The organism is Pseudomonas sp. 2, from assembly GCF_056627435.1.
This window is the reverse complement of sequence record NZ_JBWXNG010000010.1, coordinates 39,243-56,577: the sequence shown is the minus strand read 5'-3', so window position 1 is coordinate 56,577 and position 17,335 is coordinate 39,243. Positions and strand designations below refer to the sequence as shown.

General features: G+C 62.2%; 13 protein-coding genes. 5 read left to right on the top strand and 8 right to left on the bottom strand.

Features of this window, described 5'->3' with window-relative positions; translation table 11 throughout:
• The first annotated feature begins 28 nt into the window (after positions 1 to 28).
• Genes AC1MEK_RS17535 through AC1MEK_RS17525 form a run of 3 tightly spaced genes read left to right on the top strand, consistent with a single transcriptional unit; the run spans position 29 to position 5,519 of the window.
• Positions 29 to 1,270: an exonuclease SbcCD subunit D C-terminal domain-containing protein gene (locus tag AC1MEK_RS17535; protein WP_480397547.1), complete on the top strand. Its 1,242-nt coding sequence runs from the start codon at positions 29 to 31 to the stop codon at positions 1,268 to 1,270.
• A complete protein-coding gene (locus AC1MEK_RS17530) occupies positions 1,267 to 4,911 on the top strand; it encodes an AAA family ATPase (RefSeq protein WP_480397546.1) in 3,645 nt (1,214 codons plus the stop codon). Before AC1MEK_RS17535 ends, AC1MEK_RS17530 begins: the two co-directional genes overlap by 4 nt.
• Positions 4,908 to 5,519 carry a glutathione S-transferase gene (locus AC1MEK_RS17525; RefSeq protein WP_480397545.1) on the top strand — a complete coding sequence of 204 codons (612 nt, stop codon included), beginning with the start codon at positions 4,908 to 4,910 and terminating at the stop codon, positions 5,517 to 5,519. The genes AC1MEK_RS17530 and AC1MEK_RS17525 overlap by 4 nt, the downstream gene beginning before the upstream one ends.
• Before the next feature lie 513 nt (positions 5,520 to 6,032).
• Here the strand turns inward: AC1MEK_RS17525 and AC1MEK_RS17520 are convergent.
• Together AC1MEK_RS17520 and AC1MEK_RS17515 are read right to left on the bottom strand one after the other, a co-directional pair.
• Complete coding sequence (locus tag AC1MEK_RS17520; protein ID WP_480397544.1) at positions 6,033 to 6,263, bottom strand: hypothetical protein; 231 nt, start codon at positions 6,261 to 6,263, stop codon at positions 6,033 to 6,035.
• Entirely contained in the window at positions 6,260 to 6,451 is a 192-nt protein-coding gene (locus tag AC1MEK_RS17515) for a hypothetical protein (protein ID WP_480397543.1), read from the bottom strand. The genes AC1MEK_RS17520 and AC1MEK_RS17515 overlap by 4 nt, the downstream gene beginning before the upstream one ends.
• A 345-nt stretch (positions 6,452 to 6,796) precedes the next feature.
• On the opposite strand from AC1MEK_RS17515, the gene AC1MEK_RS17510 reads away from it, so the two are divergent.
• On the top strand, positions 6,797 to 8,914 hold the full coding sequence (locus AC1MEK_RS17510; protein WP_480397542.1) for a TonB-dependent receptor: 2,118 nt from the start codon (positions 6,797 to 6,799) through the stop codon (positions 8,912 to 8,914).
• A 286-nt stretch (positions 8,915 to 9,200) separates the two neighbouring features.
• On the opposite strand, the gene AC1MEK_RS17505 is transcribed toward AC1MEK_RS17510, so the two are convergent.
• From AC1MEK_RS17505 to AC1MEK_RS17480, 6 genes are all read right to left on the bottom strand, one after another.
• Positions 9,201 to 9,380, bottom strand: coding sequence for a hypothetical protein (locus AC1MEK_RS17505; RefSeq protein WP_480397541.1), 180 nt, complete (start codon positions 9,378 to 9,380; stop codon positions 9,201 to 9,203).
• Between the two features lie 174 nt (positions 9,381 to 9,554).
• Positions 9,555 to 10,721, bottom strand: a complete 1,167-nt coding sequence (locus AC1MEK_RS17500) for a lactonase family protein (RefSeq protein WP_480397540.1) — start codon at positions 10,719 to 10,721, stop codon at positions 9,555 to 9,557.
• A 147-nt stretch (positions 10,722 to 10,868) separates the two neighbouring features.
• Positions 10,869 to 11,156, bottom strand: a complete 288-nt coding sequence (locus AC1MEK_RS17495) for a DUF5629 family protein (RefSeq protein ID WP_480397539.1) — start codon at positions 11,154 to 11,156, stop codon at positions 10,869 to 10,871.
• Between the two features lie 89 nt (positions 11,157 to 11,245).
• A complete protein-coding gene (locus AC1MEK_RS17490; protein WP_480397538.1) occupies positions 11,246 to 12,571 on the bottom strand; it encodes an MFS transporter in 1,326 nt (441 codons plus the stop codon).
• Positions 12,572 to 12,720: 149 nt separating this feature from the next.
• Positions 12,721 to 13,713, bottom strand: coding sequence for an AraD1 family protein (araD1, locus tag AC1MEK_RS17485; RefSeq protein ID WP_480397537.1), 993 nt, complete (start codon positions 13,711 to 13,713; stop codon positions 12,721 to 12,723).
• Positions 13,714 to 13,842: 129 nt separating this feature from the next.
• On the bottom strand, positions 13,843 to 15,162 hold the full coding sequence (locus AC1MEK_RS17480; RefSeq protein ID WP_480397536.1) for an MFS transporter: 1,320 nt from the start codon (positions 15,160 to 15,162) through the stop codon (positions 13,843 to 13,845).
• A 219-nt stretch (positions 15,163 to 15,381) separates the two neighbouring features.
• Here AC1MEK_RS17480 and AC1MEK_RS17475 point away from each other — a divergent pair, with 219 nt between their 5' ends.
• Positions 15,382 to 17,133: an IlvD/Edd family dehydratase gene (locus AC1MEK_RS17475; protein ID WP_480397535.1), complete on the top strand. Its 1,752-nt coding sequence runs from the start codon at positions 15,382 to 15,384 to the stop codon at positions 17,131 to 17,133.
• Positions 17,134 to 17,335: the final 202 nt, after the last annotated feature.

Sequence of the window (17,335 nt, the reverse complement as noted above, 5' to 3'; positions counted from 1 at the left end):
CGCCTGCAACTGTATTCAAGGTACCCCCATGCGTCTGTTCCACACCTCCGACTGGCACCTGGGCCAGAACCTGCACGGCCAGGAGCGGGACTTCGAACACGAGAGTTTCCTCAAATGGCTGCTGGCCCGGCTCATCGAGCGCAAGCCCGACGTGCTGCTGATCGCCGGCGACATCTTCGACACGGTCAACCCGCCGGTCAAAGCCCAGGAGCGCCTGTACGACTTCATCGTCAGCGCCCACGAACAGAACCCGCAGCTGACCATCGTGATGATCGCCGGCAACCATGACTCCGGCTCGCGCATCGAGCTGCCCGCGCCATTGATGCGGCGCCTGCGCACCCACGCGCTGGGCCGGGTACTGTGGCTGGACGATGGTGTGCTCGACGTCGAGCGCCTGCTGCTGCCGCTGACCAACACCAAGGGCAAGGTGCTGGGCTGGTGCCTGGCGCTGCCGTTCCTGCGTCCGGCGGAAGTGACCGGCCCCACGCTGGGGGAGAACTATCTGCGCGGCATCGGCCAGGTCCACGAAATGCTCATCGAAGCCGCCAACAAGAAACGCAAGAAAGGCCAAGCGCTGATCGCCATCAGCCACGCCCACATGGCCGGTGGTTCGGTGTCCGAAGACTCCGAGCGCAGCCTGATCATCGGCAACGCCGAAGCGCTGCCCGCCAGCCTGTTCGGCGAGAGCATCACCTACGTCGCGCTGGGCCATTTGCACAAGCCGCAGAAGGTCAATGGCCAGAACCGCATTCGCTACAGCGGCTCGCCCATCCCGCTGTCGTTTTCCGAGATCGGCTATCAGCATCAGATCCTCGAAATCGACTGCGAAAACGGCAAGCTGGCCAGCGTCACCCCGCTGCTGATTCCCCGCGCGGTCAACCTGCAGCGCATCGGGCCATACCCCTTGGCCGAATTGCTGCTGCAACTCAAGGACTTGCCAGACATCGACCTGCTGGCCGACGTCGACCGCCAGCCCTGGCTGGAAGTGCGGGTGAAGCTGGACGAGCCGCAACCGGACCTGCGCAACCAGATCGAAGCGGCGCTGGAGAACAAGGCCGTGCGCCTGGTGCGCATCGCTGCTGAATACGCCGGCAAAGGCGCGCGGGGCGACGAAGACGAGCGCGACCTGATCGAACTCGACCAGCTCAGCCCCCAGGAACTGTTCAGCCGCGCCTGGCTGGACAACTACGGCAGCGAGGTGGATGACCAGACCTTGCAGGACTTCGCCAGCCTGCTGCAGGACGTGCAACTGGAGAGCGAACAGCCATGAAGATTCTTGCCATTCGCCTGAAAAACCTCGCCTCGCTGGCCGGCCCCTTCGAGCTGGATTTCACCGCCGAGCCCCTGGCCAGCGCCGGCCTGTTCGCCATCACCGGCCCCACCGGCGCGGGCAAGAGCACGCTGCTCGATGCATTGTGCCTGGCGTTGTTTGGCGCCATCCCGCGGCTCAACGATATCGGCCAGTCGCGGGTGCCGGAAATCGACGGCGACATCAGCACCGCCGACCCGCGCAACCTGCTGCGGCGCGGCACCGGCAGCGGTTATGCCGAAGTGGATTTCGTCGGTATCGACCAGCGCCGTTATCGCGCCCGCTGGGAAACCAACCGCGCCCGCGACAACGCCACGAAAAAACTCCAGCAAAGCCGCCAGACCCTGACCGATCTGGACAGCGAGCAGATCCTCAGCAGCCAGAACAAGAGCGAATACAAAAACCTGCTCGAAGCGCGGTTGGGCCTGAACTTCGAGCAGTTCACCCGCGCCGTAATGCTGGCCCAGAGCGAGTTCAGCGCGTTCCTCAAGGCCGACGACAAGGAACGCAGCGAGCTGCTGGAAAAGCTCACCGACACGGCGATCTACAGCCAGCTGGGCCGCCGCGCCTACAGCAAGAGCAAGGAAGCCGAAGAGGCGCTGAAAACCCTCAACGCCCAGGCGGGCAACCTGACGCCGCTGGAACCCGAGCAGCGCGCTGAGCTGGAACAGCGCTTCAGCGACGCTCAACAGCAACTGAAACTGGCCCAGAGTCAACTGCGCCAGCTGGAACTCAAGCAGCAGTGGTTCAGTGAGCTGACGCGCCTGCGTGACAGCCATCAGGCCGCCAATGAGCAACTGACTGGCGCGCAGCAGACCTGGGATCAACAGGCGAGCGAGCGTCAGCAACTGGTGCAGTTGGAGCGCCTGGCGCCGCAGCGGCATGTGTTCGGTCAACGTACCCGGCTCGAAAGCCAGATCAACCCGCTGGCGGCGAAGATCAAAGAACAGACCGAGCAACAGACGCAGATCCAGGCCACGCTGGGCGACCTCGAAAGCCGACTCGACAGCGCCCGATCCGGCCTTGCCCAGGCGCAGGAACAGCAGCAGAGCGCAGCCCCCGCCCTGCGCGAGGCATTCGAGCAACAACTGCAACTCGGCCACCTCGATAAAGAAGTGCGGCAAATCAGCGAGCAGGCCCTCGCCGCCGAGCAGGCGAGCAACGCGGGTCAGGCCGCGCTGGAGCAGTTGATCGAACAGCAGCGCCTGGTCGAAGCCCGACTGCAGGCCATCGATGAACAGCTGCAAGGCAGCGCAGTGCTGCAGGCGCTGAGTCATTCCTGGGCGGCTTATCGTCCGCAGCTGCAACAGATCGTGCTGACCAGTTCACGCCTGCAAAAAGGCCGTGAAGAGCTCCCCGCGCTGGAACAGGCCTCGACCCGCGCCGAGCAGACCCTGAGCGAGCGCCGCAGCGCCTTGCAAGCGGTCTACGACGACGCTCAGGTCAAGGCCGATGCGGTCAGCCAGGAAATCGAACGGCTGGGCCAGGCGCTGCAGGACAACCGCAAGGAACACAGCGCCAGCGACGCCCTGGAGCGCCTGTGGCAACGCCACGAGGAGCTGGCCAAGCGTCTGGCCGAAGTGCAGACCCAGCAACAACAAGCCACTGAACGCCGCGCCCAGAGCATCGCCCAGGGCATGCAGTTGAAGGGTGAGCACGAAGCCGCCGAGCAGGCGCTCAAGGTCACGGTCGAGTTGTTGCAACGTCAGCGCCTGGCCCGCAGCGCCAGCGTCGAGCAGTTGCGCGGGCAACTGGCTGACAACCAGCCATGCCCGGTGTGCGGCAGCGAAGATCATCCCTATCACCAGTCCGAGGTGCTGCTCGACGCGCTGTCCGGCCATGACGACAACGAAGAGAATGCCGCGCGCCTGAAGGTCAGCCAGCTCAGCGAAAAACTCGCCGAGCTGCGCACCGAAGTCGCGGAGCTGAACAACCAGCTCAAGCAGGCCAAACCGCAGCAGGAACAACTGAGCGAACAGTTGCAAAAGCTCGAGCCGGAACTGGCCGCCCACGCGCTGAACCCGCGCCTGCTGGAGCAGCCCGAGCACCTGCGCAGCGACTGGCTCAGCGAGCGCCTGCATCAGTTGGCCCAGGACATTCAGACCGCCGAACAGCGCCAGACGCGCCTGCTCAAGGCCCAGCGCGACGCCGAATCCCTGCAGCAGCAGGTGCAGGACGCCCGCGAAGCCAGCGCCCAGGCGATGAAACTGCTGGACGATCAGCAGCGCCACATCGCGCTGGACAACCAGAGCTTCGAGACCGCGCTGCAGGAATTCGAACCGCTGCTGCCAGCCGAGAGCCTGGCGCAGTGGCGCGAGTCGGCCACCAGCAGTTTCATGCAGCTGGACAACGACATCGCCCTGCGCCAGCAGCAACTGGATCAGCAAAAAGACGAGCAGCAGGAACACGCCGAGCGGGCGAAGAAAATCGAGCTGGAGCACAACGCCCAACAAGCTCGCGCGCTGGAAACGCAGAAGCTGCAAGAGCGCCTGCTCGCCAGCCAGCAGCAACAGGCCGTGGTGCAGCAGCGCCTGAGCGAAATCCTCGGCGAGCACGCCAGCGCCGACCACTGGCAACGGCATCTGGAACAGGCTGTGGAGCAGGCGCGCCAGTCTCAGACCGACATCGCCGAACAGCTGCAACAGGCGCGCAGCGAGCTGCTCAAGCTCAGCACCGAACTGGACGGCGGCCGCCAGCACCTGCAAACGGTGGAGGCCGAACAGGCCGAGCTGGATCGGCAGATCGGCGAATGGCGCAGCCAGCACCACGAACTGGACGACGCCGCGCTGGAGACGCTGCTGGGCATCAGCGACGAGGACGTCAGCCAGTTGCGCCAGCGTCTGCAACAGAACGAAAAAGCACTGGAACAGGCCAAGGTATTGGTGCAGGAGCGCGAGGCTCAGTTGCAGCAACATCAGGCGCAACACAGCGATGTCAGCGACGCCGAACAACTGGCTGGCGCCCTGACAGAAGCGCAGACCCAATCCGCTACCCATGACCAACTGTGCGCCGACCTGCGCGCGCAGATCAGTGAAGACGAACGCCGTCGCAACGCCAACAGCGAGCTGCAGGAGCGCATCAAGGCAGCCCACGGCGAGTACCTGCGCTGGGCGCGTCTGGCAGCGCTGATCGGCTCGGCCGAAGGTGACAAGTTCCGCAAGATCGCCCAGGCCTACAACCTCGACCTGCTGGTGCATCACGCCAACGCCCAGCTCCGGCAACTGGTACGCCGCTACCGCCTCAAGCGCGGCGGCAGCATGCTGGGGCTGCTGGTGATGGACACGGAAATGGGCGACGAGCTGCGCTCGGTGCATTCGCTGTCCGGCGGCGAAACCTTCCTCGTTTCGCTGGCCCTGGCACTGGGCCTGGCGTCCATGGCCTCGAGCACGCTGCGCATCGAATCGCTGTTCATCGACGAAGGCTTCGGCAGCCTCGACCCTGAATCCCTGCAACTGGCGATGGACGCGCTGGACGGCCTGCAGGCCCAGGGGCGCAAGGTCGGGGTGATTTCCCACGTGCAGGAAATGCACGAACGCATCCCCGTGCAGATCCAGGTCAAACGCCAGGGCAACGGCCTGAGCACCCTGGAGGTCAGCGGATGAGCGGCCTGCTCTACTCCTTCCGCCGCTGCCCCTACGCCATGCGCGCACGCATGGCGGTGGCCTATTCGGGCGTAAAGGTGGAAACGGTGGAAGTCAGCCTCAAGGCCAAGCCGCCGGAGATGCTCGAACGTTCCCCCAAGGGCACGGTGCCGGTGCTGGTGCTCGCAGACCGGGTGCTGGAACAGAGCCTGGACATCATGCGCTGGGCCCTGGCGCAGAACGACCCGGACGATTGGTCTCTGGTTTCTGACGTCGACGGCCAGCGGCAAATCGCCGAATTGATCGATGCCAATGATGGTGCGTTCAAGACCGACCTGGATCGCTACAAATACGCCGTGCGCTACCCCGAGTTCTCCCAGGACACCTATCGCGCGCGAGGGGAAGTGTTTCTGGCGAGGCTCGAAGGTTTGCTCGAAGGTCGCAATTACCTGGTCACCGACCACCTCACCCTGGCCGACACCGCGCTGGCGCCGTTCGTGCGCCAGTTCTGCGGGGTCGATCCGGACTGGTTCTGGCAGGCGCCGTATCCGCGATTGCAGGCGTGGTTGCAGCGATTTCTCGATTCGGCGCTATTCAAGCAGGCGATGGATAAACACACATCCCCGTAGCAGTCCGGCTTGCCGGCGGGGCAATCTTGAGGGCGACCCGCGGGCAAGCCCGGCTGCTACGAGACGGTGGTGTTTGTATGCTTTTGATCTGGCTTTTGATCTTCGTGTGCGATAGCCCAGACGACAAAAATCGCGACTTGGGTGCAGGCTGAATGGAGGTCTCGTGGAGTGGGCCAAGCGGCAGGATGCCGCGCGAGGCGCGGGGCCATGGATGGCCCATTCGCGCCGGGCCCACGGAGCGGGACCTTCATTCAGGAACCCGACGAAGTCGGGCCAAACCAGGAGCAAAAGCCCTTGGTTACTTGGGTGGTGCGGCATCCCGACTTTTCCAAGTAACTCGACGAAGTCGAAACAGGTCTGACGTTAGGAAGAACGCCTTTGATCTTGACCCCATCAGGGTCACCGCAAAAAAGGAGACAACACTGGATTGCTGACGAATGAGGTGTATCAGTCCCAACGGGTTTGGATGACACACCGCATTCGCCAGCAAGCCGGCTCCTACAGTGTTCCACGTCAAACGCGGCTCAACTGAAACACCGATGAAAACACCTCGCCCATCTTAGGCGGCGGATTCCCGGCATTGACCGATTGCGCCCGGACCATTTCCACCGCTTCGGCCATCTCGCTGCGAAACTCCAGGCTGCGGGCCACGCCGCCCACCGAACCCTCGCCCTGCCCCAGCAACGTGCAGCCGTTGTTGATAACGGCAAAGAACACGATCACCCAGAATTTCATCCCTCTCACGACGCACGCCCCTTCGCCTGTTCATCCGCGCCATCGAGCGCAAAAGCAGACGATTGAACGGACACCTGCGACGGTGCATTCAGTTGTGGATTGAGGCTGACAACAGTGACCACTGCGATGACAACGACATACAACGCGATGGCGATATATGCGCCTTGTTTAAGTGAATTGAGAATGGCAGTGGCCATGACAGAAGCTCCAGGATGTTGCTGTTTTCTGGAGCGAAATATGAGGGCTGGCGGTATTAATGAAAAACGATGTGCAGCGATTCTGAAGATCAGTTCGGTTGATTATTTAAACGCTCAATGAGGGCGATAGGCGTGACAAATATCCAGCACTCAATTCATGTCAACAACCACTCGCCGAATATAAGAAATTTCCCGCAATGGCGATCGGCAAGGGACGACATATACACGCACCTCTCGCTTGTAAATTGCGCCGCTTGAATCCGGCCGGTCAACATTGTCTCGACCCGATAACAGCGAGCCGTTCGGACCCTCTCCTGATTTCCTCCACCCACAACAAGACCCACCATGATCAAACATAGACTTGCCTTGCTAGTGCCGCTGTTCGGAACTGCCAGCCTTCCCGTGTTCGCCGAAGATAACGAAACCACGGGCAAGCCAGCCACGCTGAATCTCTCGGAGATGGTGGTTTCCGCCACCCGGACCCAGCAAAGCATCGCCTCGATTCCAGGCTCGGTGCAGGTGATCGAGGCCGAGCAGATCACCCAGCAGAGCGCCGCCGGGCGCAGGGTGGCGGACATCATCGGGCAACTGGTGCCGGGCCTTGCGCCGGCCACCGGGGGCATGAGCAATTTCGGCCAGACCCTGCGCGGCCGTAGCTTGCTGGTGTTGATCGATGGCGTGTCGCAGAACTCGACGCGGGACAATTTCCGCCAGTTGAACAGCATCTCGCCCGACAGCATCGAACGCATCGAGGTGATTTCCGGGGCCAGCAGCATCTACGGTGCCGGTGCGTCGGGCGGCATCATCAACATCATCACCAAACGCAACAAGGGCGAAGAAGCGGCCTTTTCCAGCCGCATCGGGATCAGCGCGGCGAACAACCTGCGCGCCGAAGGCTTTGCCTATGAGGCCTTTCAGAGTGCCACCGGGCGGTTCGGCGCCCTCGACGGGTATCTGTCGGCAGGGCTGACCCAGCGCAACGATCAGTTCGACGGCAAAGGGAAGCGTCTTGCCCAGGACACCTCCCAGGGCAGCAACATGGACACCGACACCTATGACGTGCAGGCGCGGCTGGGTTATCAGTTGGACGCCGAGCGCAGGATCGGGCTTGCGCTGCAGGACTACAAGGATCAGCAAGACACGCGTTACACCAAGGACCCGAAAAACCGCGAAGCGGCGACGGCGATCAAGGGCCTGCGCCTGAAGGATCAGCCCTACACCCATAACCAGGCGGTCAACCTGACCTACAGCGACGCCGACGTGCTGGGCCAGAGCCTGCAACTGGAAAGTTACTGGCGCCGCTCGGACGCACTGTTCTTTCCCGATCTGAAACGCGGCAAGGCAGGCATTTCCGACAACAACAGCGTGCAGGACGTGTACGGTCTGCGCGCTGCGGTCGACAGCGCAATGCCGGCGATCGGCAACGCCACCGGTAATCTGGTGTGGGGCGCGGACTATGATCATGAGCGCTCACGCCAGCGCGGCGATCAGTACAGTGTCGATGGCCTGACCTATCGCAAGACCGGCACCACCTTCGAGCTGGGGCCGGATCTGCAGACCGACACCCGCGCGCTCTTCGGCCAGCTGTCCTACGACATCGGTGACTGGACAGTGCGCGGCGGCCTGCGCAAGACCTGGATTGAAAGCAGGATCAGCGACAGCATCGCCTACGGCGAAATCGTCCAGACCGGCCGCAGGGCCACGCTGCCCGGCGGTACGTTGAAATACGACGCCACCCTGTACAACCTCGGCGCGATCTACCGCTTGAGCAACGCTCAGGAAGTTTTCGCCAACTTCAGCCAGGGCTTTTCCCTGCCGGACATTCAACGCTACTTGCGCGATGTCAGCAGCACCTATGACATCAACCGGCTCAACGCCCAGGCGTTGAAGGTCGACAGTTATGAACTGGGTTGGCGCGGCAACTGGGACCGCTGGCAGATGCAGGCCACCGCCTATGAGAACACCTCCGATGTGACGCAGTTCTACGACGCCAACGACCGCGTATTGCGCCTGATCAACCAGCGCGAACGTGTTCGGGGCGTGGAAACGGACCTGAGTTATCGCCTCACCGATCGCTGGAGCGCGGGCGGGACTTACGCGTGGGCCAAGGGCGAAACCCGGCAGAATGGCAAATGGATCGATTTGCCGGCCACCCGCGTCTCTCCGGCAAAAACCACACTGTTCGCCGAATACAGGCCCAATGATTATTCCGTGCGCCTGCAGGCAATGCACCTGGCCAGTTACGATGCGGCGTCAAAGGACAATAACGGTCGGCCAATCGATGGTTATACCTTGTTCGATCTTCTGGGCTCGAAACCATTACCCGTCGGGCGCCTGGAAGGCGGTATCTACAACTTGAGCAATCGCCAGTATCAGACATTGTTCAGCCAGGCCAACGCCCGCGCGCCATACCCTAATGCCCAGGGGCGGACCTTGAGTGTGAGTTATGCGGTGGATTGGTGATATCCAATAAAATCCAGGCATAAAAAAATCCCCATTGCTTGTTCAGCAGACGGGGACCAAAGGGAGGAATTCAACGCTTTCGCGAGCAAGCTCGCCTACATTTGATACATGGCCTGACACGCAGTGGTCAGTGGGTCGCATCAACCTGTTAAAGGCGAAGTTGCTCGCGAAAGCGTTCTTTCAACTACGAGCCGTTACAACAATTCAAAGCGTTTCTTGCAAATCCATTCCCCGGTAGCGAGGGCAGCGTTGACGGGGAATGGATTCACGTCCTGAGTGCTATTCATTACTGAGTCTTGTGATCCAGTGCAGCGTAGAAGTTGGCGCTTTGTTGCAGGTATTTCGGAGTATAGGACTGAGTCGCGCTGACTTTTTTATCGGTCACTTCGACACTGGCGCTGGCAGGCAATGCAACGGTGGCGGAGATGGCGGACGCGGCGATGATGGAGAAGAGATTGAAGTTCATGATGCGTACCTCGGTGTAGTGTTTCGTTTCAAGTCTTGACCGTCGTGGCCGTGGAATGAAAGTTACGCCCGAGTGGCTTTCAGAAAAAATCTTTTCTGGCACTAGCCCATATCACTTCAATTAATAGATGGCCGCAGCCCATGAAAATCAAGGGCTGCAGCCTGCGTCAATGTGTCACTTGGCGGTGAGGAAGCGGAAGTCGGAGGGGGAATCGAAGTCGATTTTCTGCACGGTTTCGCCCAGAAGGCCGGTTTTCGAGTCGACGCGCACGGTGACGATCTGGTTGCTCTTCTGGTTGGCGATCAAAAGGAACTGCCCGCTAGGGTCGAAGGCGAACTCACGCGGCTCCTTGCCCTCCACCGAGCGGCGCTGGACTTCCTTGAGCTGGCCATTGCCGTTGATGCTGAACACCAACAGTTCGTTGACCTCGCCACGGTTGGCGACGTACAGGAACTTGCCGTCCGGTGAGGTGTGCAGGCCGCCGGCGGCGCGGTATTGCTGGCCTTCCTGGTTGGCCAGTTCCACCAGTTGCGTGCGCTTGAACGCGCCGTCCTTGTAATCGAACACCGCCACTTGTGCGCTCATTTCCATGGTCAGCCAGGCGTGCTTGCCGTCCTTGCTGAACAGCAGATGGCGCGGGCCACTGCCCGGCGGCAGATCGACAGCCGGGGTTTTCGCAGGTTTGAGGGGCTGGGCCTGGTTGTGGTCGTAGCTGAACACGAACATCTTGTCCGCGCCCAGGTCCATGGCAACCAGGTATTTGCCATCAGGCGTCGGTACGGCGGAGTGAACGTGGGACGAGGCCTGGCGCTCGGGGTTGACCTTGCTCGCTTCGTGGGTCGCGGTCTGCGCCACGGGCGACAGCTTGCCGTCCTTGCCCACCGGCACCACCGCCAGCGAACCGCCCGGGTCCGGGTGCACGGCGTAGTTGGCGACGAACAGGAAATGCCCGTCCTGGCTCAGGTTGGAGTGGGTCGGCTCCTCGCCCTTGCTGTCGATCTGGTTGATGAAGGAGACCGCGTGGGTCTTGGGGTCGATGGCAAAGCTTGAAACCTTGCCGACCACGTCGGCCTGGCCCGGGCCGTTTTCATTGACCGCGAACAGGTGGCGCTGGTCTTTGGAGAGGGTCAGCCAGGACGGGTTTTCGCTCTTGATCACCTGACGCGGCGTGGCTTCGAGCTGGCCGGTCTGGGTGTTGAAGCCGTAGCGGTAGATACCTTCGCTTTTACCGGCGGTGTAGGCACCGACCAGCACGTCGTAATCGGTCATGGTCTTGGCCTGTACGGAAAGAGCCGTGAGGCTGCTGGCGAGTACCAGCCAGGGCAGGAGTCTGGGAGTCATTGGGGTGATCTCGTTGTTGGAGTTGTTGGCGGTATGACAGCGATCTGTAGGAGCGAATTCATTCGCGAACAATCGTTCAGGCGAAAGATATGCGTTGGATGCACCGCCGCTTCGCGAATGAATTCGCTCCTACTGAGGGGATTGCGATTACTCGTCTTCTTCGTCGCTACCGGCAAACGCATCCAGCACGACGATCCGGTGGTCGGCATTGCCATCGTTAATGACCCAGCTCTGCAGGGCGCTGTCGAACTCGGCGGAGTCGACCTGGGCCAGTGAGAAGCGCCAGACCTTGCGCTCGCGGCCGTCCATGCTTTCGATCTGCAGCATCTCGTCCAGGGTGAATTCGAAGGCGTGCAGGCCGTCGATTTCCAGCATGCTCTGGGACGTCAGCGCCGCTTGCAGGAGGGCGCGCAGGTTTTCCGGGGTGGTGGTCATGGCAGTCGTTCGCATAGGTGAAAGCGCGAATGATAGGTCAAAAGGCGCCGGTGTGGAGTGGCCGGCGCCTTGAAAACCTGTCCGGTCGATCAGCCTTGAGTGGCTTCTCGGGCGTAATAGCGCGCCGGAATCCCCCAGACGATCAGCCCGATGGCCAGCACGCTGACGGCGAACAGGGCAAACAGCGCAGGCGTGGCAGTGCCGGTCAGATCCTTGATGCGGCCGACCATAAATGGCGCGATGATGCCGCCCAGCTGCCCCAGCGAGTTGATCAGGGCAATGCCTGCTGCGGCCGCGATGCCGCTGAGGAAACGCGGTGGCACCGTCCAGAAGATCGGCATCCAGGCGATGATGCCGGTCATGATCACGCTCATGCCGACCATCAGCGGCAGCAGTTGCCCGGGAAACAGCGCACAGACCAGATAGCCCGCTGCCGTCAGCGTGGCGCACCCGACCATGTGCCAGCGACGCTCGCCGCGCCGGTCGGAACTGGCGCCGATCAACAGGTTGCCGACCACCGCGCACACGTACGGAATGACCGTGAGCAGGCCGATGTCCATGGTGTCAGTCACGCCGGCGGTCTTGATCAGTTGCGGCATCCAGAACAGCAATCCGGTCAGGGCCATGACCAGGCACAGGTAAATCGCGGACATCACGTAGGTGGTCGGGTGTTTCCAGATGTCTTTGACCTTTTGCGAGGTCTTGGGCTGCACCTCTTGCGCCATGCGGGTCAGTACCACTTGCTTCTCCTGGGCGCTAAGCCAGGGCGCGTCTTCGATGCGGTCCTTGACCAGCCAGAACACCACGCCGCCCAACAGCACCGAGGGAATGCCCTCCAGCAGAAACAGCCAGCGCCAGCCGGCGAGGCCCATGACCCCGTCGAAGTGGCCGAGAATCAGCCCGGCAATCGGACCGCCGACAATCCCGCACAGGCAAATGGAGCTTTTGAAGTAGGAATTGACCCGCGCCCGCCGCGTACTCGGGTACCACTGGGTGAAGAAATACAGCACGCCGGGGACGAATCCGGCTTCCATCACGCCAATCAGAAAACGCAGGGTGTAGAACCAGAACTCGGTCTGCACGAACATCATGCAGGCCGAGGCGATGCCCCAGGACACCATGATCCGGGCGATCCAGATGCGCGCGCCGATGCGGTGCAGCAACACGTTGCTGGGCACCTCGAACAGGAAATAGCCGACGAAGAACAGGCTCGCGCCCAGGCCGTAGATGGTTTCGCTGAAGCCCAGGTCGCTGGCCATCTGCAGCTTGGCGAAGCTGATGTTGACCCGGTCCAGATAGGCGAACAGAAAGCAGCAGATGAACAGCGGCACGATGCGCCAGCTGACCTTGCGGTAGATGCGGTCTTCCAGGGCGTCGGTGTCGAGCTGATCCAGCGGGATGGCGTTGGCGGTCATGGGCGCACCTCGATTGTTGTTATGCGTGCGAAAGGACGATGAACCTGTGGGAGTGAGCTTGCTCACGAATGCGCTGGGTCAGTTGATTGGACGTCGACTGATCTGACGCATTCGCGATCAAGCTCGCTCCCACAGGGGCAAGGTGGCGATCAGAGCTGCGTAATCCCGCCCGGCACAAACACCGCCTCCACCGGCGCAATGCCGTTGACCAGCGGCGCACCGAACTCGCTCTGGCTGATCTCGAAACGATCCCCCGGCTGAGTCTTGATGCCGTCGGCGAACGACAGGGTCGCGGTGCCGAAGAAGTGCACGTGCACATCGCCCGGACGCAGGAACTGGCTGTACTTGAAGTGGTGGTATTCGAGGTTTTCCAGGCTGTGGCACATGTTCGCCTCGCCGCTCAGAAACTCCTTCTCCCAGAGCACCTGACCGTCGCGCAGGATGCGGCTGGTGCCCGCCAGGTGCGCAGGCAGATCGCCGACCCGCAGCTCCGGGCCGAACGAGCAGGCGCGCAGTTTCGAGTGGGCCAGGTACAGGTAATTCTTGCGTTCCATGACGTGGTCGGAGAACTCGTTGCCGATGGCAAAGCCCAGCCGATACGGCTTGCCGTCGTGGCCGATGACATAAAGGCCGCTCAGCTCGGGCTCTTCGCCGGCGTCTTCGGAAAACGGCGGCTGCGCGAAGGCTTCGCCCGGACGCACGACAATGCTGCCATCGCCCTTGTAGAACCACTCCGGCTGTACGCCCGCCTCGCCCGCCGCCGGTTTGCCGCCCTCGATGCCCCATTTGAAGATGCGCATGGTGTCGGTCATGGCCGACTCGTCGTTGCCATGCTGGTGCATCTTGTCCCGGGCCGAGGCGCTGCCCAGGTGGGTCAGACCGGTGCCGCTGACCAGCAGGTGAGCCGGATCGGGGTGATCCAGCGGCGGCAGGATGCGCAGGTCAGCGCGCAGCTGCGAGTAATCGTGACTGTCGCCCAGACCCTGGCTGTCGACCTGCTCGGCCAGGGAGATTTTCTTGTCGATGGCGGCCAGCGCCAGATCGCGGGTGCTGGTCGCGCCCTGAATCTCGCGCACCAGTGCGCCGTCCACCAGGCCGACGCGACGCTGGCCATTACCCAATTCGAATTGAACCAAATGCATGGGTGTCTCCTTTCCAGATGATTTGCACAACCCCGTAGGAGCGCGCTTGCCCGCGATTGCGTTCTGTCAGCCAACACACTCGATGCTGGCAGTCCGGTCGCGGGCAAGCGCGCTCCTACAAAAGCTGCGTCATGAACGAGAACCGCGGGCGCTGGCCGCGAATTCGGATTCCGGCAACACGTGCCTGCGCTCGAGCACGCGATAGACCACGCCGGTGAGGATCAGGCCGAAGACCATCACCCCCGACAGGAAATACAGGCCCGATGCCAGACTGCCGGTGATTTCTTTCAGCCAGCCGATCACGAACGGGCCGATGTAGCCGCCCAGGTTGCCCACCGAGTTGATCAACGCGATGCCCGCAGCCGCACTGGCCCCGGCGAAGAAGCGGCCCGGCAGGGTCCAGAACACGGCGGTGCAGGAAAACAGCGAGAACGCCACCAGGCACAACGCGGCCAGTTGCAGCACCGGGGCATTGAGGAACGCGCTGAAGAACAGGCCCAGCGCGCCGATCACGTACAGCACGGCCAGGTGCCCGTAGCGGTCGTTGAGGCGGTCGGAGCTGCGCGGCACGATCAACAGGCCGACGATGCCGAAGATGTACGGCACCGATGAGACGAAGCCAGTCACCAGGTCGCTGCCGCCAAACTGCTTGATCAAGGTCGGCAGCCACAGGCCCAGGCCGTAGATGCTCAGGGTCACCGGCAGGTAGAACAGCGCCAGCAGCAGGACGCGTTTGTCCTTGAGCGCATGCAGCGGATTGCCGTGGCGGGTCTGGCCGTACTCTTCCAGGTCCTTTTTCAGCTCGCCGGCCAGCCAGTTCTTTTCCACCGGGTCGATCCACTTCACATCGTTCGGGCCGTCCGGCAGCCAGCGCAGCACTGGCCAGGTCAGCAGGATCGCCGGCGCGCCGATGCACAGGAACAGCCACTGCCAGCCGTGCAGCCCACCGATGCCCTCCATGCCCAGCAGGCCGCCGGAAATGGGCCCGGTGATCATCATGGCGATGGGTTGCGAGAGGATGAACAGGCCCAGGATCTTGCCGCGATGGCGCACCGGGAACCACTGGGTGATGTAGTACAGCACGCCGGGGAAGAAGCCCGCCTCGGCGGCACCGAGCAGAAAGCGCATGACATAGAAGCTGGTCGGCCCCTGAACGAACGCCATGCCCATGGTGATCGCACCCCAGGTGATCATGATCCGGGCGAACCAGCGCCGCGCGCCGAAGCGTTCAAGCATCAGGTTGCTGGGGATTTCCAGCAGGAAGTAACCGATGAAAAACAGCCCCGCGCCCAGGCCATAGGCCGCGTCGCCGATGCCGACGTCCGCACCCATGTGCAACTTGGCAAACCCGACCGCGGAACGGTCCACGTAGGCGATCAGGTACAGCAGGATCAGAAAGGGGATGAGCTTGAGCGTGATACGACGGATAAGCCTGAGTTCCTGGCTCATGTGAGCGGTCTCCACGTTTGTTTTTGTTATGGAAAGCGTCGCGGAGCGCCTCTTGGTTCGTGTGTGCCGGCCCGGAATGCGTCCGGCAGAGGTCGTCCTTCGATGGGAAACGACTATATAGTATTACTATTTAACGTGACAACACTTCCACTCAGGGCTTTTTAGGCCTATTTTAGTCAGCACGCAAAGCCTTTAGTCTTACAATAAGAGTGCTGATTTATGTCTGATGCCCCGTCCAATACCAAAAAACCCACCCTGCGTTCGGCCCAATGGTTCGGTACCGCCGACAAGAACGGCTTCATGTACCGCAGTTGGATGAAAAATCAGGGCATTGCCGACCATCAGTTTCAGGGCAAGCCGATCATCGGCATCTGCAACACCTGGTCTGAACTGACCCCTTGCAACGCCCACTTCCGCACCATCGCCGAACACGTCAAACGTGGCGTCATCGAAGCCGGCGGTTTCCCGGTTGAATTTCCAGTCTTCTCCAACGGCGAATCGAACCTGCGCCCCACCGCCATGCTCACCCGCAACCTGGCGAGCATGGACGTGGAGGAAGCGATTCGCGGCAACCCCATCGATGGCGTGGTGCTGCTGACCGGCTGCGACAAGACCACCCCTGCCCTGCTGATGGGCGCGGCCAGTTGTGACGTGCCGGCCATCGTCGTCACCGGCGGGCCGATGCTCAACGGCAAGCACAAGGGCAAGGACATCGGCGCCGGGACCATCGTCTGGCAGATGCACGAGTCTTATAAGGCAGGCCAGATCAGCCTCGACGAATTCCTCTCCGCCGAAGCCGGCATGTCGCGCTCGGCGGGCACCTGCAACACCATGGGCACGGCTTCGACCATGGCCTGCATGGCCGAAGCGCTGGGCACCTCGCTGCCGCACAACGCCGCCATTCCGGCGGTGGATTCGCGTCGCTATGTGCTGGCGCACATGTCCGGCATGCGCGCGGTGCAGATGGTCAACGAAGACCTGCGCCTGTCGAAAATCCTCACCCGCGAAGCCTTCGAAAACGCCATTCGCGTCAACGCCGCCATCGGTGGCTCGACCAACGCCGTGATCCATCTGAAAGCCATCGCCGGGCGCATTGGCGTGGACCTGGAACTGGACGACTGGACCCGCATCGGTCGCGGCACGCCGACCATCGTCGACCTGCAGCCGTCCGGGCGTTTCCTGATGGAAGAGTTCTACTACGCCGGCGGCCTGCCTGCCGTGCTGCGTCGTCTGGGCGAGAACAATTTGATCCCCAACCCGAACGCCTTGACAGTCAACGGCAAGACGCTCTGGGACAACGTGCAAAGCTCGCCCATCTACGGCGACGACGAAGTGATCCGCGCCATCGACAACCCGCTGGTGGCTGACGGCGGCATCTGCGTGCTGCGCGGCAACCTGGCGCCGCTGGGGGCAGTGCTCAAGCCATCGGCAGCCACCCCTGCGCTGATGCAGCATCGCGGCCGCGCGGTGGTGTTCGAGAACTTCGACGAATACAAGGCGCGGATCAACGACCCGGAACTGGACGTCGACGCCAGCAGCATCCTGGTGATGAAGAACTGCGGGCCCAAGGGTTATCCGGGCATGGCCGAAGTCGGCAACATGGGCCTGCCGGCCAAGCTGCTGGCCCAGGGCGTGACCGACATGGTGCGTATCTCCGATGCACGCATGAGCGGCACCGCCTACGGCACCGTGGTCCTGCACGTTGCGCCGGAAGCCGCAGCAGGCGGGCCGCTGGCCGTGGTGCGCGAAGGTGACTACATCGAGCTGGACTGCAAGACCGGGCGCCTGCACCTGGATATCCCGCAGGATGAACTTCAAGCGCGCCTGGCCGACTGGCAAGCGCCGCAGCATAACCTGATCGGTGGCTATCGCCAGCTGTACATCGACCATGTGATGCAGGCCGACCAGGGTTGCGACTTCGACTTCCTGGTGGGGATGCGCGGGGCGGAGGTGCCGAGGCATTCTCACTGACGCATTGAAGGAACGTTAATCACCACTGCTCCCCTGTGGGAGTGAGCTTGCTCACGAAAGCCATGGTTCGATCACCACGATCTATCGGTCGCTCAAGCCACTTCGTGAGCAAGCTCACTCCCACAAGCCATTTGTCGTCAACCGGATCACCAGCATCCCGGTCCGTGCCCTCTGCTATGATGCGCCGCACCCACCGCTCAGG

Bases quoted from the DNA above. Each gene is read 5' to 3' on its own strand.
- AC1MEK_RS17530 (WP_480397546.1), top strand. From the start codon at position 1,267: ATGAAGATTCTTGCCATTCGCCTGAAAAACCTCGCCTCGCTGGCCGGC.
- AC1MEK_RS17505 (WP_480397541.1), bottom strand. From the start codon at position 9,380: ATGAACTTCAATCTCTTCTCCATCATCGCCGCGTCCGCCATCTCCGCC.
- AC1MEK_RS17510 (WP_480397542.1), top strand. From the start codon at position 6,797: ATGATCAAACATAGACTTGCCTTGCTAGTGCCGCTGTTCGGAACTGCC.
- AC1MEK_RS17535 (WP_480397547.1), top strand. From the start codon at position 29: ATGCGTCTGTTCCACACCTCCGACTGGCACCTGGGCCAGAACCTGCAC.
- AC1MEK_RS17480 (WP_480397536.1), bottom strand. From the start codon at position 15,162: ATGAGCCAGGAACTCAGGCTTATCCGTCGTATCACGCTCAAGCTCATC.
- AC1MEK_RS17515 (WP_480397543.1), bottom strand. From the start codon at position 6,451: ATGGCCACTGCCATTCTCAATTCACTTAAACAAGGCGCATATATCGCC.
- AC1MEK_RS17495 (WP_480397539.1), bottom strand. From the start codon at position 11,156: ATGACCACCACCCCGGAAAACCTGCGCGCCCTCCTGCAAGCGGCGCTG.
- araD1 (WP_480397537.1), bottom strand. From the start codon at position 13,713: ATGCATTTGGTTCAATTCGAATTGGGTAATGGCCAGCGTCGCGTCGGC.
- AC1MEK_RS17475 (WP_480397535.1), top strand. From the start codon at position 15,382: ATGTCTGATGCCCCGTCCAATACCAAAAAACCCACCCTGCGTTCGGCC.
- AC1MEK_RS17490 (WP_480397538.1), bottom strand. From the start codon at position 12,571: ATGACCGCCAACGCCATCCCGCTGGATCAGCTCGACACCGACGCCCTG.
- AC1MEK_RS17500 (WP_480397540.1), bottom strand. From the start codon at position 10,721: ATGACTCCCAGACTCCTGCCCTGGCTGGTACTCGCCAGCAGCCTCACG.
- AC1MEK_RS17525 (WP_480397545.1), top strand. From the start codon at position 4,908: ATGAGCGGCCTGCTCTACTCCTTCCGCCGCTGCCCCTACGCCATGCGC.